The sequence below is a fragment of the Acidovorax sp. PRC11 genome (assembly GCF_031844105.1).
GTDB lineage: Bacteria > Pseudomonadota > Gammaproteobacteria > Burkholderiales > Burkholderiaceae_C > Paracidovorax.
This window is the reverse complement of the sequence record NZ_JAUZUQ010000019.1, coordinates 42,948-57,880: the sequence shown is the minus strand read 5'-3', so window position 1 is coordinate 57,880 and position 14,933 is coordinate 42,948. Positions and strand designations below refer to the sequence as shown.

The 14,933-nt window shown below is 66.7% G+C and carries 15 protein-coding genes and 1 pseudogene; 3 read left to right on the top strand and 13 right to left on the bottom strand.

What is annotated here, in order from left to right:
- Positions 1–23 precede the first annotated feature (23 nt).
- The 9 genes and pseudogenes from Q9R47_RS19090 to Q9R47_RS19050 form a co-directional block, all read right to left on the bottom strand.
- A complete protein-coding gene (locus tag Q9R47_RS19090) occupies positions 24–2,000 on the bottom strand; it encodes a relaxase/mobilization nuclease and DUF3363 domain-containing protein (RefSeq protein WP_011517536.1) in 1,977 nt (658 codons plus the stop codon).
- A 435-nt stretch (positions 2,001–2,435) separates the two neighbouring features.
- A complete protein-coding gene (locus Q9R47_RS19085; protein WP_061289771.1) occupies positions 2,436–3,056 on the bottom strand; it encodes a S26 family signal peptidase in 621 nt (206 codons plus the stop codon).
- A complete protein-coding gene (locus Q9R47_RS19080; RefSeq protein ID WP_061289774.1) occupies positions 3,053–3,610 on the bottom strand; it encodes a DUF2840 domain-containing protein in 558 nt (185 codons plus the stop codon). Before Q9R47_RS19080 ends, Q9R47_RS19085 begins: the two co-directional genes overlap by 4 nt.
- On the bottom strand, positions 3,607–3,882 hold the full coding sequence (locus Q9R47_RS19075; protein WP_061289780.1) for a hypothetical protein: 276 nt from the start codon (positions 3,880–3,882) through the stop codon (positions 3,607–3,609). The genes Q9R47_RS19080 and Q9R47_RS19075 overlap by 4 nt, the downstream gene beginning before the upstream one ends.
- A pseudogene (gene parA / locus Q9R47_RS19070) lies at positions 3,879–4,516 on the bottom strand (ParA family partition ATPase). The gene Q9R47_RS19075 and the pseudogene parA overlap by 4 nt, the downstream one beginning before the upstream one ends.
- A gap of 253 nt (positions 4,517–4,769) precedes the next feature.
- Positions 4,770–5,630, bottom strand: a complete 861-nt coding sequence (locus tag Q9R47_RS19065) for a replication initiator protein A (protein ID WP_311234717.1) — start codon at positions 5,628–5,630, stop codon at positions 4,770–4,772.
- Positions 5,631–5,656: 26 nt separating this feature from the next.
- On the bottom strand, positions 5,657–5,947 hold the full coding sequence (locus Q9R47_RS19060) for an AlpA family transcriptional regulator (RefSeq protein ID WP_061289704.1): 291 nt from the start codon (positions 5,945–5,947) through the stop codon (positions 5,657–5,659).
- Positions 5,948–6,030: 83 nt separating this feature from the next.
- Positions 6,031–6,804: a DUF7011 domain-containing protein gene (locus Q9R47_RS19055; protein ID WP_061289701.1), complete on the bottom strand. Its 774-nt coding sequence runs from the start codon at positions 6,802–6,804 to the stop codon at positions 6,031–6,033.
- 345 nt (positions 6,805–7,149) lie between these two features.
- On the bottom strand, positions 7,150–7,497 hold the full coding sequence (locus Q9R47_RS19050) for a DUF2958 domain-containing protein (RefSeq protein ID WP_061289697.1): 348 nt from the start codon (positions 7,495–7,497) through the stop codon (positions 7,150–7,152).
- Between the two features lie 223 nt (positions 7,498–7,720).
- On the opposite strand from Q9R47_RS19050, the gene Q9R47_RS19045 reads away from it, so the two are divergent.
- Complete coding sequence (locus Q9R47_RS19045) at positions 7,721–8,014, top strand: helix-turn-helix domain-containing protein (protein ID WP_074931783.1); 294 nt, start codon at positions 7,721–7,723, stop codon at positions 8,012–8,014.
- Positions 8,015–8,236: 222 nt separating this feature from the next.
- Entirely contained in the window at positions 8,237–9,277 is a 1,041-nt protein-coding gene (locus Q9R47_RS19040; protein WP_061289692.1) for a DUF4917 family protein, read from the top strand.
- A gap of 338 nt (positions 9,278–9,615) precedes the next feature.
- Here Q9R47_RS19040 and Q9R47_RS19035 read toward each other — a convergent pair whose 3' ends face one another.
- Positions 9,616–9,930, bottom strand: a complete 315-nt coding sequence (locus tag Q9R47_RS19035) for a DUF736 domain-containing protein (RefSeq protein WP_019726278.1) — start codon at positions 9,928–9,930, stop codon at positions 9,616–9,618.
- A gap of 908 nt (positions 9,931–10,838) precedes the next feature.
- Between Q9R47_RS19035 and Q9R47_RS19030 the strand changes: the two genes are divergently transcribed.
- The gene (locus Q9R47_RS19030) at positions 10,839–11,507 is read left to right on the top strand and encodes a hypothetical protein (RefSeq protein WP_061289688.1); all 669 of its coding nucleotides are present in this window, start codon (positions 10,839–10,841) and stop codon (positions 11,505–11,507) included.
- A gap of 167 nt (positions 11,508–11,674) precedes the next feature.
- Here Q9R47_RS19030 and Q9R47_RS19025 read toward each other — a convergent pair whose 3' ends face one another.
- The 3 genes from Q9R47_RS19025 to Q9R47_RS19015 form a co-directional block, all read right to left on the bottom strand.
- On the bottom strand, positions 11,675–11,887 hold the full coding sequence (locus Q9R47_RS19025; protein ID WP_061289685.1) for a hypothetical protein: 213 nt from the start codon (positions 11,885–11,887) through the stop codon (positions 11,675–11,677).
- A gap of 61 nt (positions 11,888–11,948) precedes the next feature.
- The gene (locus tag Q9R47_RS19020) at positions 11,949–13,985 is read right to left on the bottom strand and encodes a ParB/RepB/Spo0J family partition protein (protein ID WP_061289682.1); all 2,037 of its coding nucleotides are present in this window, start codon (positions 13,983–13,985) and stop codon (positions 11,949–11,951) included.
- A gap of 74 nt (positions 13,986–14,059) precedes the next feature.
- A complete protein-coding gene (locus Q9R47_RS19015) occupies positions 14,060–14,884 on the bottom strand; it encodes a DUF932 domain-containing protein (RefSeq protein WP_061289679.1) in 825 nt (274 codons plus the stop codon).
- Between the last annotated feature and the right edge of the window lie 49 nt (positions 14,885–14,933).

The following is a 14,933-nucleotide window of genomic DNA, read 5'->3' as shown; positions in this document are numbered from 1 at the left end:
CCGGCTTGTGGCTTTACCTTGACTCAAGAAATGGTTGGCCCCCGATGCCGCCCAATCTCCCAGGACGCCCCGCCGCCGCGAACCGTCGCGGAAAGCTGCTGCCCCAATCGCTGTTCGATCACCGGCTTCCACGGCACCAGCGAGAAGCCCATGCCGTCATCAAGCATCGCGTAGCGCCCGCTGGCGAGCATGACGCTGCGCCGGTAGATGCCGGCCACGCGCTGCCCGTCGGCCACGGGCCGATGCTCCAGGCCCGTTTCGCCTGCAATGTCCTTCGCGGCCTGCGCCAGCTCCCGGTTGCGCAGCGTGCCCAGCAGGTTGCGCGCCAGGATCACGCGCTGCCCGCGCCGCTCGGCCAACCCCTGTTCGGCCAGGAAGTCGGTGCGCTGCTGCATGGCCTGTTTGGCCTCGCCGCCAAAGCCCAGGTCGCCCAGGCCCGAGCCGCCGCCGATCAGTTGCTGGTCGAGCCAGGTGGCCCCGATCACGCGGGCCTGCCGCTCGATGGGCAGGTGCGATTTCAGTTCCACGGCCACGCTTCCCAGGCGCTGCGCGTCGTACTGACGGCCACGCTCGGGCAGATCGTCCGGCACCTTCCATAGACCTTCGGCCACACGCTCCACGATGCCGGCGCGGCGCAAGGCTTCCAGTCGGCGGACATGGGCCGCGACGACTTCCTGCGGATCGCGGCCGGGCACGGCCTGCCCCTGGGCGATGGCGAGGTGATGGTCGGTACGGTACAAGCCATCGCTCGCCAGCGCGGCGATGTTCTTGTCCGCCGCGCGCACGTCGGCCGATCCTTTCACCTCCACCACGGCGCCGCTGGGATAGTTCGCCAGCTCGTCGCGGGCATTGAGCGCGACGTAGTGGGCCTTGCCGTCCACGCCGTCGATGACCAGATAGCCCCGGTCGCGCAGTTCGTCGGCCAGCCCCTTCGCGGCTACGCGGCCGAGAATAGTTCGGCCATCGTCGCCCGGCTCGAACACCGCCAGCTCGCGCGGCTGGCCGCTCATGGCCCGCTGGATGGTGCGGATGATGTCTCCACGCTCGCCCAGGGCGCGCAAGGTCTTCTCGGCATCGGCATGGACGGCCCAACTGCCGGGCTGCGTCTCGTCGACCAGGCCCAGGTGCTGCAAGCGTTGCAGGCGGCTGATCAGCAGCAGGCGCTGGCGTTGCAACGTCGGTTCGTTGAAGCGTTCGATCTGTACCCGGCCATCCTCGCCGGCCTCGCGTTTCAACGTGCGATCCAGGCTAGTCCACCGCTCTTGCTCCACCTCGCGCTGCAAGGTCTGCTGGATCTCCAGCTCGGTGCGTGGCCCCAGCCATTCGGTCGCCAGCTCGGCGGCGCGATGACGAAAACCATCAGTGATGTAGTCGCCCGCGATGATGAGGTCTTTGCCGGTGTCGTCGCGCCCGCGCACGATCAGGTGGGTGTGCGGGTTGTCGGTATTCCAGTGATCGACCGCCACCCATTCCAGCCGCGTGCCCAGGTCGGCCTCCATGCGTCCCATCAGGTGCCGCGTGTAGGTGCGCAGGTCTTCCAGCTCGGCCCCTTCCTCGGGCGAAACGATGAAGCGAAAGTGGTGCCGATCATCGGCGCAGCGCTCCTTGAATGCGTTCAGATCAGCTTCGTCGGTCTGCGGCCCATAGGCCCGACCCGGTTCGCCGTCGCGGCCCACGCCGTCGCGCTCGATGTAGCGCAGGTGCTTGGCGAGCGACTGCGGACTGGCCCGCTGCTGGTTGACCAGTAGTGTCTTGATGGTCACGCGCCGCGACATAGGCGTGAGCTTCGCCCCTGCGAAGCGCGCCGCCGTGTGGCCGCGTCCCAGGCGCGATCCGGGCCGCTGGCCGGTGCCCTTGCCACTGCCGCCAGGACGGCGCACCGTGGACTTGCCGCCGCTGGCCTTGCCTGCCTGCTGGAGCACCTTGGATACGAAGCCCTGGCCCCGGTTCTTCGGTGCGCTGGGGCGGATGCGGAAATCATCGTCGCGGCGGTTGGTCATGCCTGCGCTCCCTGCAAACTCTGGCGTGTCCGGGCGTGCGAAGCACGCGGACATGCCTGTATCGGTGCGTGCCTCACGCCCCAAGCGGCACGGCGGCAAAGCCGCTGCGTGCCTCGCCCCCCCACGTGCAGACTGGCTTTGCGGGCCGACAGGTGCCGCCCCCTTTTGTCTTGCCTTCCGCATTGGCCTCCCGCATCCGCTCCCAGCCCCTGCGGCCCGGTGGCGCTGCTGCGTGAGCAGCGAGCGCCCCGGCGAACGCGGCCAGGGCCACAGGCCCGGCAGGTTCGAGGCAAGACACCTGCACGTGAGAAAGCAGCGCCCAAGCCGCAGGATGGGCGCTTGCACTGCACGCGTGGCGACAGGTTGAATGCCACCGGATCAACACGCCCGATGGCACGACAAGATGCACGGCAACGTGCAGCGCGTCGGCGGCCATCACGGGCGTTTCTCCAGCCAGACCGGATGCGCGATGCCGATCACTGTGGATGCGCTGATCGGCCCGAAGTACCGGCTGTCGAACGACGCCGGATTGGTGACGCTAAGCAGAAACAGCTCACCCGGCTGAAGCCGCCTGCACTGCGGCCAGGACGCCAGCGGACGGCCCAGCCGGTCAGCGGGCAGCACGGCGGCCGAAGGCACGCCGTCGATGCGGACGCTGCCACCCGCGATGCACACTTCCTGCGGCGCGACGGCACCCACGCGCTTGAGCAGGGGCACGCGCGTCGGCAGGTAGCCGCGCTGCGCGGCCAGCGCGGCGGCGTCTGCCGGCAAGCGGGTCAGGACGATGCTACCGACGTGCAATGACGGTGGTAGCGGACGGGGTAGCGAACCCGCCCCCGGAGCGGGCGGATAGAGCGGATCGACGCGATACCAGCCGACCGCCACGCTGTCGGACGGGTTGTAGGCCAGGCGCGGCAGCGGATGCACGAAGGAGGCCCAGGCCAGCGCAGCGAGGCCGCAGGCGGCGAGGCCTGCGAGCACGATGCGAGCGCGCCGACTTGAGCGAGTGTGCGAACGAGGACGCGGCGTGGTGCCAGTGGTGGAAACGGCGCTCATGGCAGCGCCCTCCCGGCCAGCCAGGCGGCGTGCCGCTCGGCGGTGTATTCGGGCAGAGGCAGGCGGGCGGCGAGCCGATTGGCGAGCGTGCGCCAGTACGCGGGCGAGACGGCGGCGGGTGCGATGTCCAGCGCCTCGATGGTGTCGATGCGCTCCAGCACGGCGCGCACTTGCCCCTCGCCCTCGGCGTGCAGCAGCAGGCGCGCCCCCGGCTGCACGCCGGGGATGCGCTGGGCGCCGTCCAACGGCGTGCAGGCCTGCATCACCATGAGCTGCCAGCGTACGGTGCCATAGTCATTGGCCTGCCAGCGGATGCGGCAAAAGAGCGCGCCCGGCAGGAACACAGCGCTGCGCCGCCAGCGGTCGAGCTGGTGCGTACGCGCGGGTTCGCCGAAGCGCAGGTAGAGCTTGAAACGGGCCTCGATGTAGGCCAGCGCCACCCGCGTCAGCGGCGCGCTGGCCGGCTGGCCGCAGGGCGCGACGGATGATGGCTGGGGCGCAGCCGTGGCCGCGTCAGCGGCGGGCGCACAAACAGGCGAAGCGGATGCGGTCATGGTGTGTTCTCCCTGCGTTGTTCGGGAAACTCGCGCTCCAGCAGCGCGCGCAGCAGGTCGGCCACCGTCACGCCCTGCGTGAAAGCCGAGACCTTGATGCGCGAACGCATGGCGGGTGTGATGTCAAGGGTCAGGCGAGCCGTATAGACATCGCCTTTCTGGAGTTCGTCGGCGCTGCCCTGGCGAATCCACGCTTCGGCGTGCGGATTCGCGGGCGGGCGCGCGCCGATGCCAATGCGCTTGCCCGCGCGCTTGCTGGCGGGGCTGTTCATGGCGGCCACCGCAGCAGTTCGTCCACCAGGCGGTGACTTCGCGTGCGGCGGTGCTGTCGGGCGCCGTCTCGCGTGCGAGCCGGCCAGCGGCCACGCTGTCAGCGAACACGATGCGCTGATGCACTTCCGCGCGCAGCGCGGGCAGCGGCTGATCGGCCAGCGCCCCGCGAGCCTCGCGCCCGATCACGGTGGTGCTGACGCGCCGGTTGATGACGAAGGCCGCGCGCAGCACAGGCCGGAAGACTTGCGCCTCGCGGATCAGCGCCACCATCTCGGCGCTGGCCCACAGGTCGTAGGGACTCGGCTGCACCGGGATCAGCACGCGCTCGGCCGCCAGCAGCGCAGAGCGCGCCAAGGCGGCGATCCTGGGCGGCCCATCAATGACGACGTGATCGGCCCGCCTGGCGAGTTCTGGCGCTTCCTGGTGCAGCGTTTCGCGTGCCAGGCCCACGGCGCTGAACAGCCGTGGCAGACCTTGCTGGCTTCTACGCTGTGTCCAGTCCAGCGATGAACCTTGCGGGTCGGCGTCCAGCAGCACGACATGCTGGCCGCGCATCGCCAGCTCGCCGGCAATGTGGGTGGCGAGCGTGGTCTTGCCCACGCCGCCTTTCTGGTTGAGCAGCGCGACGATCATGGCCTAGCCCTCCGCGTTGGAAAGCGCGGCTGTTGCTGCTGCGTTTCTGCCCGCGCGGCGGTTGTCCACCGAGGCGCGGTGCTTCTACTAGAAGTTAGAGCATTTAAGTTAGGGAAGTTAAGGGAGGCCGAAACCCGTGCCAGCATTGGCTTTGCGGGCGAATGACACGCCTGATAGCACGATAGTCCCACGCCTGATAGCACGAGACCTGGCACGCCTGATAGCACGAGCTCGTCCACAGGCTTCGCACCGTTTATCCCCGTGCCGGCCACGGCACGGGACGCACCGGGCGGAACGTCAGCAGCTCGACTCCGTCCATCCGCTCGATGCCCAGGACATAGCCGGGCAGCGACTGCCGCGCGACCAGCGCGCGAAGGTCGCAGGCGAAGTCGTAGGGCTTCGCCGTGCTGCCCGACTTGCGGTGCAGGTGCCGGAAATCGAACTGCCAGCCGCCGGGCTGGTGCCCGCCGTGCTTGCGCACCAGGCGGTATAGCCAGCGCTCGATGCCACCCGTCAGCCGGAAATACCCCGCATCGATGGTCAGCACCAGTGCCGCATCCAGCACGCCACCATAGAACCAGTCCGGCAGGATCAGCTCGATGCCCAGCGGCGTGCCGCGGGCGTCGGCCAGCTCCTTCCACTCGTTGATCCACGAGAAGCGGTGCAGACGCCTTCCCGTGGTCTCGCGGATCGACGTGGCCACCGTGGTGGACTGCAAGCGATCCAAGGCCGCCTTGAGGCGCTGGTAGTCGCGCAGCGACGTACCGCGCCCGATGAAGCGCAGGATCTCGTAGGGTGTGGCCTGCATCAGCCGCGACGGGCGCAGGCCCGCGTCGCGCGCTTCCACGATCTGGCTGGCGGCCCAGATCAGCACGTCCGCATCCCAGATGGTGGCGATGCCGTGCTCTTGCGTGCCCTCCACGCGGATCGTCACGCCGCTGGCTTGGAAGTCGATCGGCGCCGTGCGCCGCGACTTCGCCAGCGAGAAGAACGGAAAGGCCATCAGGTCCTGGCTGTCGCGCGGCGCCATGGCGCCCGGCAAGGCGCGGAACAGGTCGAGCTGTTCGCGTTCTTGCGATAGCCGCTGCCGGGACGGCAGCGCAGGGCGGGACATGGCGATGGCCGGGCGCGTGCCAGCGATCAGCGCGCACGGGTGTCCGCCGCATGGTGCTCGGCGTACTCGGGATCGGAGGTGCTTTCGAAGCTGCGCTCGGCGGCCCAGGCATCGAGGTCGGCCACGGCGTACATCACGCGCCGGCCGAACTTGCGGAACTTGGGGCCGCCACCCAGCACGCGTTGTTTCTCCAGCGTGCGCGGCGACAGCCGCAGGTAGTCGGCGGCTTCGTCGTTGGTGAGATAGCGCTGCGGCTGCGCGGCAGCGGTCGAAGCAGTTGCGGGAGCGGCGGCAGGCCGCAGGGGAGCAGGACGCATGGGGTGTACCTCCATAGCTTTCAAAGCTCCGGCCACAGAGCGCAACCGGATGGAGGCAGTCTCAGAAAACGAAGCTCTGCTGCTCAGGGACGTTTTGCGTCCCCTTCAAAACGTCCCTTCTCAAGCGGGGGGAGCTGTGCTAGGCGGCGATAGCCGCCGCGCATCAGCGCATCGCCCCGGCGCGCCAGGCGGCGCACGCGGGCGCGCAGGTCGCCATCCGCGTGCCAGTCGGCGGCCACGGCATCGGCACCGAACAGACCCTCGGCCACCTCGCGCAAGGACGCGCCCGCCAGGGTCGCGTCGAGCGCCTGCAAGGTGTGCAGCTCCAGCAGCGCCGCAGGCGGTGGCCGGGGCCGGGCCATCGGGGCCGGCGTATCAGGCACATGCGGAGCGCCACGGCCGCGGTGGGCATAGGCGACCGCCATGCCGTCCTCCAGGCCGGGCGCCAGCGCGAAGCGCGCGCAATGGCCAGGGCCGCGCGCGATCAGCGCTAGCCCTTTGCCGTCATGCAGCAGTTGCTTGTGGCCGGGAATGCTCCAGAACGCGAAGGCCGCCGCCTCGGGCGGCGGATCGGCATCGGGATGGAGCTGCACCACAGCATCGTGGCCGGGCAGCCAGGCCGGATGCGCGTCGCGCGCATCCAGGGCCGGGTCTTCCAGCAGGCGCAGGCCCCAGCGGCGCGCCGCGTGCTGTGCGGCCTGGTGTGTGGGTTGCCGGTGATGGTGGCGCAGCCAGTCGAGCCGGTAGTCGGGATGGCGGCGCAGGTACTCCCAGGCCAGCGCGAGCGCGTCCAGGTACAGGACGTAGAGATACGCCGCTGTTGGATACCAGTGCGCAAGGTGATGCGGCTCGGCCATGACGCAAGCTCCCTTGAAACCGCAGGAAAGCCGTCACCGGTTCCGCACGCCAACGTCACCGCATCAAACTAGCATCCATTCGTGAATAAGATGGTAGATTGGTAACTTGCGTGTCAAGACGAAATGCAACACCGTCTGTTGTGCGGATCGTCTGAATGCGACGGTGGCGTGCGAGGAAATGCCGCCTCCTGCGCCATCCACCGTGCCCCATGACGCGCGCTGCGTCATGGCCGGTTTCGCCAGAGTGGCACCGGTTTGGTGCAACAGTGCCGACTAAGACCTGACAGGTCTGAAGTAAGACCCAAATAGCCTCTATGCGCCCGGTTTGGCCGTGGCGCGAACCGCTCAATCGAGGATGGAACCGTTCTCCTGGGCCAGCCGGGTGTACGCCGACAGCGTGCGTGCCGCCCGGAAATACCGATCCCGCATCACGGGCTGCCGGCGCGGCCCGACGATGGAGGCGAGGTCGGACAGCTTGATCTCGCCCAGCTCGGGCATGCCGATCCCCAAGTCGATCAGCCCGTAGGCCGTGTCGCCATCGGCCGGGTTGAGCGAAGCCAGCAGCCAGGTGGCGTGTGCGTCCGGGGTGAAGAGCCGCACGACGGGCTGCGGGTCGATGGCCTGGCCGGCAGCGCGAACCGCGCCGTGCTCCAGCAGTTGCCTGCGCTCGTCCTCGGTGATGAGTCGGTCCACGGGTTACCCCCTCATTCGCACAAAGCCGCTGAAGCGTGAAAGCGCAGAACCGTATCGGCGGGTTGGCGCAAAGACACAGAAGCGGCTTTGCGCTTCTGTGCGAAGCCGCAGATACGGATTTCCGTAAAGCACGAAAGCGGCAGATCGGCATAGACGAACACTATAGATTGTAGCCCTATAGAACTCAATCGGCTGTCATCTTGGATTTTGGGGAGATCCAGGGTTGGCAGCGAAACATACATTGTCGGAGGCACTAAAGACCATCAGGAAAGCGCGTGGATTGAGCCAGGAGGCGTTCTCCGACGTCTCCAGCCGCACCTACATGAGCACGCTGGAGCGTGACATGAAAAGCCCGACGCTGAACAAGCTCGCCGAGCTGTGCGACGTCATGGAGGTCCACCCGCTCACGCTGCTGACGCTGGCCTATGCCGGCAAGGACCTGGGGCAGGCCGACCAGTTGCTGGCGCAGGTGCGGCAGGAACTGGAGATGGTGACGAAGAAGGGTGGCACGCTCTAGCGTGTGCGCCTGCGCTGGCAAGGCTCAGCCGGTTCGGCGGTGTTCAAGCTGCGCGCGGCGGGGATAGCCCGCAGGGCTTTCCCCTGGGGTACTGCGAAGCGTGCAGCCGCGGCAGACTGAAAACGGGGCACGAGTGACCTATCCGCGGTACTTGCAGGTTATGAGTCCTTGATCACTCCCGAAAATGTCATCATGTAATCGAACAACAAGGAGGAGCCAGGGATGCCATACCCCATCGCGCAGTGGACGCAGATTGCGCCCAACTACCAACAAGGAACGATTCTTCTGGGCAACGGAGCGAGCATGGCTGTCTCGCCCAGCTTCGGCTACGGCTCATTGCTGGAGCATGCCCAGCGAACGGGATTGCTCGCCGATGATGTAAATCGCCTCTTTCGCTTTTTCGGAACATCCGACTTTGAGCTGATTCTTCGCCTGGTCTGGCAGGCGTCCAACGTCAACAAGTCGCTGGAGATACCAGACCATCGCACGCATCAGGCCTACCTGAACGTCAGAGAGTGTTTGATTCAAGCCGTTCGGAATGTGCATCCTGAATATGATCTGGTGAGTGGCCGATTGCCCAGCATGTACCAGTTCCTGAAGGGGTTCGACACGGTCATTTCGCTGAACTACGACTTGCTGGTCTATTGGACTATGACCTATGGGCTCAATGTCCAAGACGGACATCTGTTCAAGGATTGCTTCCTCGGGAACGGCGCACACGGCGCCTTCAATGATGCGTGGCAGAGGTTCCGTGAGCCCTATCGGGAGCGAACCAACACATTGGTGTTCTATCCCCATGGAAACTTGGCTCTATGCCGCAACGCTGTGGAACAGGAGCTCAAGATCCATAGTGCAGGAGCGGGCTTGCTGGAGGCGATCCTGCAGGCGTGGCGCAGCGAGCAAGTCGTGCCGCTGTTTGTCAGCGAGGGAACGATGCAGCAGAAGGTGTCCTCGATCCAGAATAGCTACTATCTGGCCACGGTGTACCGCGAGGTGCTCACGTCGCAGCGATTCACGTTGACGCTGTTCGGTTGGGGACTCGGGGAGCATGACCGGCATCTGCTGCAGCGGATGCGTGGGACCGGAATTCGGCGGGTGGCGGTCTCTGTATTCCGTGGTGATCAGGTCTACTGCAATTACGTGTATCAAGTCATTCAAGATGATCTTGGACCTGTTCAGGTAGATTTTTTCGATAGCGAAAGCCCCGGTTGCTGGATTAACGCAGTGCCGCCTCCCCCTGGGCTTGGTCAATTCGGGCAGTAAGGCGGTCTTGGACGCCCAGCCAGTGTCGAGGGCGCCAAGGACCGCGCGGCGGGGATGGGCCTTGCGCCGATCCCCGGGAGGCAAGCGAAGCGCGCAGCGCCGCAGGCGCGAAGGCGTGAGGGATTGGAGCCGAATGGCCGTGACGGCAAAGACGGCACGGGGCGCAGCCCGCAAAGCCCGGCGGCGCATCGCGCCGACACGCCATGCCCCGGGCCGTAAACACAGACACCGCTCCCAAACAGGGGGCCGCAGCTCGCTATGGACCACCATCTGCCGTTGCCGCGTTCGGGACTAACCCACAACGCAGCGCCCCGCCGTGGGCGGGGCGCTGGCGGCCGTCAGGCCGCCTGGGGCTTGCTGCGCGACCAGATCAGGTCGTGCGTGCCGTCCTCGCCTTCGATCAGACGGGCGTAGACCGTGGCCGGGAACGAAGGATCGTCGAGGGTCACGGAGATGTACTCCCGCCCGGCCTCGCTGGTCTTCTTCCACGCCGCGCCGATGTCGTGGCTGGCGGCCTGCAGGCGGAAGTCGGGGGCCTTCTCGTTGTCGCCCTTGTCGTTGGGGACCAGCTTGACCTTGACGTTGAGCGTCAGGGTGCGAAGCGTGCCGGTGAAGCCGTCTTTGTCTGCGGTGAAGGTACCGATGTTGGCCATGATGAAACTCCTTTTGGTTGAACAAGGTTCGCGCCCATCGCGTCCTTGTTGTGATCCGGCCGGCGGGGGACGGGCTGGCTGCACCGCTTGCGGCCGCAACACCGTGGAGGACCGGGAGGCGAAAAGAATTTGCTGCGCGAGGAAGCCGCCGAACGCAGTGACAAAGGCGGGGAAATTGTTTTCGCCGGACGGTTGCAGCCATGAAGACCGAGGCGCAGCCGTGCCACAGCCAGGATTCACAACGAGACAAGGACGCCTTGGGCCGAACCACCCCCAAACCGAAAGGAGACAAGGCCGACTCAGCATCCCCGCCCGAAGGCTGCTCCGGCTCGCCTCGTGACGCGGGCCAAGTCAACCAGCCAACGACGGGCGAGAACGCCCCGGCCGCACTCTGCAGTGCCGGTCTTGAGGCGTGGCGTGGAAGCTCCATAGCGATGCCGGGCGGGTTGTCCGTGAACCGTCCTTCGTGACGTGATGGGCACGAACCGCCAGCGTTGAGGACAGCACGCATTTGCACAACCTGCCGCAGCAAGCGCCGGCGTGTTCGCCAGCGCCCCGTCCATCGCAGCGGGGCGCTGGCCCGGCCGATCCGGCGCATGCCGGTTCGGCGGTATTGAGGGGCGCCAAGCCATGCGCGGCGGGGAGAGTCCGTAGGACTGTCCCCCGGAGGCAAGCGAAGCGCGCAGCGCCGCAGGCGCGAAGGCGTGAGGGATGGAAGCCGAATGGCCGTGACAGCGAAGTCGGCACGGGGCGCAGCCCGAGAGCCCGACGGCGCGTTGCGCCGGCACGCTCATGGTCGTCGAACTACGGACCGCCAACTACCATGAATCAATCAATTTACGCACAATATTGACATTTCATGCGTAACACAATACATTCACGCACAACACAGCAAAACGAGGTGAATCATGGCGTTCCGAGCAGATGAAGCAGCACAAGCAGGATACGAAGAGGTGGAGAAGTACCTTGTCCCCCGCCCTCGGGATGCGGACGAATCGCAGCGCCTCCGGAGCAAAAGGGCGCTAGAAGACATCGTGACTGAACTCGGGCCGGTAGTTGACCGATACCCCTCATGGCACCCGCTGGTACGCAATCACGATGACCGCCATCCCGTTACGACCCCCAGCGATCGCTGCGGCTACAAGGGCCTCGATCACACGCGGTACTTCGCCCACGGATTCATCACCTGCCCCTATGGCGATGGCCAGAAGGTCCTGGATTCCGTGCTGGCCCTGCCTCGCCACCACGCCGCGTACATCACGGCAGAGAAGCTGGATGTGCAGTTCTACAGCGCGGAGGCAACCCCGATCCTGGTCAAGTGCAACTGGGAAGAGCCGTTGCCCATGGACAAGATGATCCCGCTGGCCATCGCTGTGCCCTTGATCCTGGAGAAAGAAGTTCCGTGCTGGACCTGGTCGCAGGTCGCGGAGACCTGGGAGTCAATGCGTTCGTATTTCCTGGGCGCCCCTCACGGCGCCAGGTCGTCGCTGTTCGTGAGCCAGGAGACCGGACAGGGGATCAAGAAGGTTTGGGAAACGCTGATCTACACAGGGATGTTTGGCCCGATCAAGGTGTGATCGGGCCCTCGCCATCAAGCGCGCGCCAACGCCGCAACCGGAGCGGTCGCGAAGGCTGTGGCGTTCTGGTTGGCCTTCGGGGTTCGACACCGGGCGCGGCCACTGCCGCGCCCGGATTTTTGAATCCACCCGGCCCAGGCCGGAACGGCCTGGGCCGGGTGCCGGCATCAGTCTTTCGTCTCGATGATCCACCACGCGGCGCGCGCCAGGGCGCGGCCCGTGATGGGGTGAACGTCCGTGAGGTCGGCGCGGGCCGTCCACCCCGAGGGCGGACGGTAGCTCCGCACGTCGCCCTCGCCGTGCCAGCGGCGGGCGCGCACCGTACCGGGCGCATAGGTCGCCGCCATACGCGGGCGGCTTGTGGTGTCGGTGGTGGGCATGATCTGGCTCCTTGCAAGCCAGCGCCCCGGCCGGGGCCGGGGCGCTGCTCTGCGTCGAGGTTCAGGCGGCCAATGCTTCGGCCAGTTCATCCATTGCGGAGGCGCTGGCTTGCGCGCCTTCTTCCGGCCCTACCTCCTGTGGCCCTTCGGCCTTGAAGATGGCAGGCATCCAGCCCGTGCCCTTGGCCAGCCGTTCGGCCTCGCTGGCAATATCCGCTTTCTTGAGCTTGCCCAGCCGAGCGACGTGAGCCGGCGCGAACTCGCCCACGGCTTGCAGGATCGCGGCCTTCGGAACGTGCCTGAAGTAGCCTTCCGCGCACGGTTGCCACCATGACGCCATGTCGAGGCCCACAGCCTGCGCCAGTTCCTCGCCGGGCTGGTGCGGCGTGGCGCGAGGCGTCACCACGTCCACCGTCGCGGCCACGCACACGGCCAGCAGTTGGACCAGTTCGCCTTGCTCCATCGCCAGCAGCGCGGCGAACAGTGCGGCGCTGTCCTCGGGCAGTTTGTCGCCCCATACCTGTTGCAGCTCGCGCAGCGCCAGGGCGGCGGGTGATTCCGGCCAGTCCGGGGCCATGCCTTCCAGCCGGTCTTGCAGCGTGAAGCGAACCCCCATCGGCATGTCGTGCCCGTAGTAGCGCCCCTGCAAGACGCTCTGCACCATGCCATGCACCAGCGCGGCCAGCGCCACTTGCGGATGCCGGGCGACTTCGATTTGCAGCGCGGCGGTGCGGTGCGCGCTCAGGCGCTGCGCCAGCCGGTCGGAGACGGCGGGGGCCTGGGCTTCTTCCGCCGCTTCGCCATCATCGTCGTTCGCACCTTCACCCTCGGCAAAACCTTGGCGCAGCTTCTCCAGCGTGCGCAGCGCCTTGGCCTCGGCCTCGCGCAGCAGCCCGCGATGGATCACGGTTTCCCCGTTGCGGTCGATGGTGACGATGGCACCGGCTGCGGCTTTCACGTTCGCGCTGTAGCCCTGCAAGCCCTCTTCCAGCGCCTGCAACTGCTCGCCCAGGACTTCGCCTTCCTCTTGCAAGGCTTCGGCCTTGTCCTCGTCGTCGGCGTCCATCGCTGCATCCACGGCAACGCCCACGGCCTGCATCTTCTCTTGCAGCCGCTCGATGCGCTGCGCCTCGCGCTTGTTCGGCGTGCGCCGCTCCCTCGGGGCACGCTGGAAGGCTTGCAGGTCGGCATAAGTCATGGCGGGCGTGGCATCCACCCAGGCCCAGCCCTCGGCGCGGAGAGTCGAGGCATAGCTTTCCAGCTTCTCGCGCACCAGTGTTTCCAGCAGGGCGGTATCGGACACGTACACGCCCGCATCGCCTTCCGCGAACAGGTCGCGGCGGATGCCGCCGCCTGCGGCTTCGTAGGCGTCCAGCCCGACGAAGCGCACCAGCGGATGCGAGGCCCCGATCTCGCGCTCGGTCAGGCGCTCGCGCAGCGCGGAGGGATTGCGCTGCCACTGCGGCGCATCGTAGAACGCGGCCTCCTGCGCGGCGTGATCGTCGGTGATGGCCAGGGCCATCAACTGATCCAGCGTCACGGCATCGGCGCGGTAGTCGTCCATCAGGCGCGGCGAGACGTTCGCCAGCTTCAAGCGGCGCTGCACCACCAGGGGCGTGACGGAGAAATCCGCCGCAATGTCCTCGATGGGCCGGCCCTCGGCAACCAGCGCGGCGAAGGCCTCGAACTGGTCTGCCGGGTGCATGGCTTCACGCTGCACGTTCTCGGTAAGGCTGGCGGTGCGTGCCGTGCCATCGGCCACCTGCAGGCACGGCACGTTCCAATCCTTGGCGATGCGGTGTTTCTTCGCCAGCAGCTTGAGGGCCGCGAGGCGTCGGCCACCGGCCACCACCTCGTAATGCAGGCCATCGGCGGCAAGAATGACGATGAGGTTTTGCAACAGACCCACGCGCTGGATGGATGCGGCCAGTTCGGGGATGGACATGCGCGGCGCGGTCTTGCGCACGTTGCGGCCCGTGGGGCGCAGCACCAGCCGCGACAGCGGAACGAGGGTCATGTGCTTGCTCGGGTCAGCAGCTTGCAGCATGGTCGCTGCGGTGGTGACGGCGCGGGCTTCGGTGTGGGTAACAGCGTTCATGGTGAATCTCCAATCGAGTGAAACAAGGAATGGAGGGGAAACCGCCCCTCCTGCGGGGAAAACTCAGGAAGGGGTCAGGCTTTGAGGGCGCGCATGCCATCGGCCAGCAGCCACAGGGCGCGATTGAGGCGGATGTCGGAATCAATGCCTTGCACGGGGCGGGTTTGCTGGCGGCGTCCGTTGGCGCTGCGCCCATGCAGTCCACCCTTGGTGAGGTTCTCTTGCGTGCGGTTGAACACGCTCCACAGGTCGGGGCGGCGGTCCTCGAGCCGGCGCGGCATCAGGATTTGCGATTCCGTGATGGGCGCGGGCTTGTCGGGGTCGTCGTACTTGAGGGCCAGCGCGGCGCGGGCGAACACTTCCGATTCGCCATCGTCCAAAGTGATGCCGCGCATCAGGTCGCGGGATTCCTGCACCCGCTCGAAGCCGTTCAACACCTCGAAAGCGCCTTCGATGACCTGTCCCGCCACGTCCCCTTTGTGGGGCACGCGAACATCGGCCACGGTGTCTCCGCACACCAGCCCATTGGCGCAAACAAATCTGAACTGACCCGCCAGCATCTGGTAGCTGCTGGTGCCATCGTGGGAGTTCAGCAGGATGATTTCATTGGCTTCCGCGCCGTTGATCTGGCTGGCATGGCGCAGGCGGAGCATGTGCTTGGTGAAGTCGCGGCGGTCTTCGCGGCGCACGCGGGTCTGGCACACCATGAAGGGCTGAAACCCTTCCTTGCGAAGTTCGGTCAAAACCGCGACCGTGGGGATATAGGCGTACCGCTCGGAGCGGCTGTCATGCGGGGCGTCCGCGAAGATGGACGGGGCCACCCGGCGAATCTGGTCATCCGACAGCGGGGTGTCGCTGCGCAGTGCGGGGGAGTGGGAAGCAAAACGGTTGGCAAGCATGTCGTTCTCCTGACTTGACTGTTGAAGAAAGCGCACACCGGATTCCTAG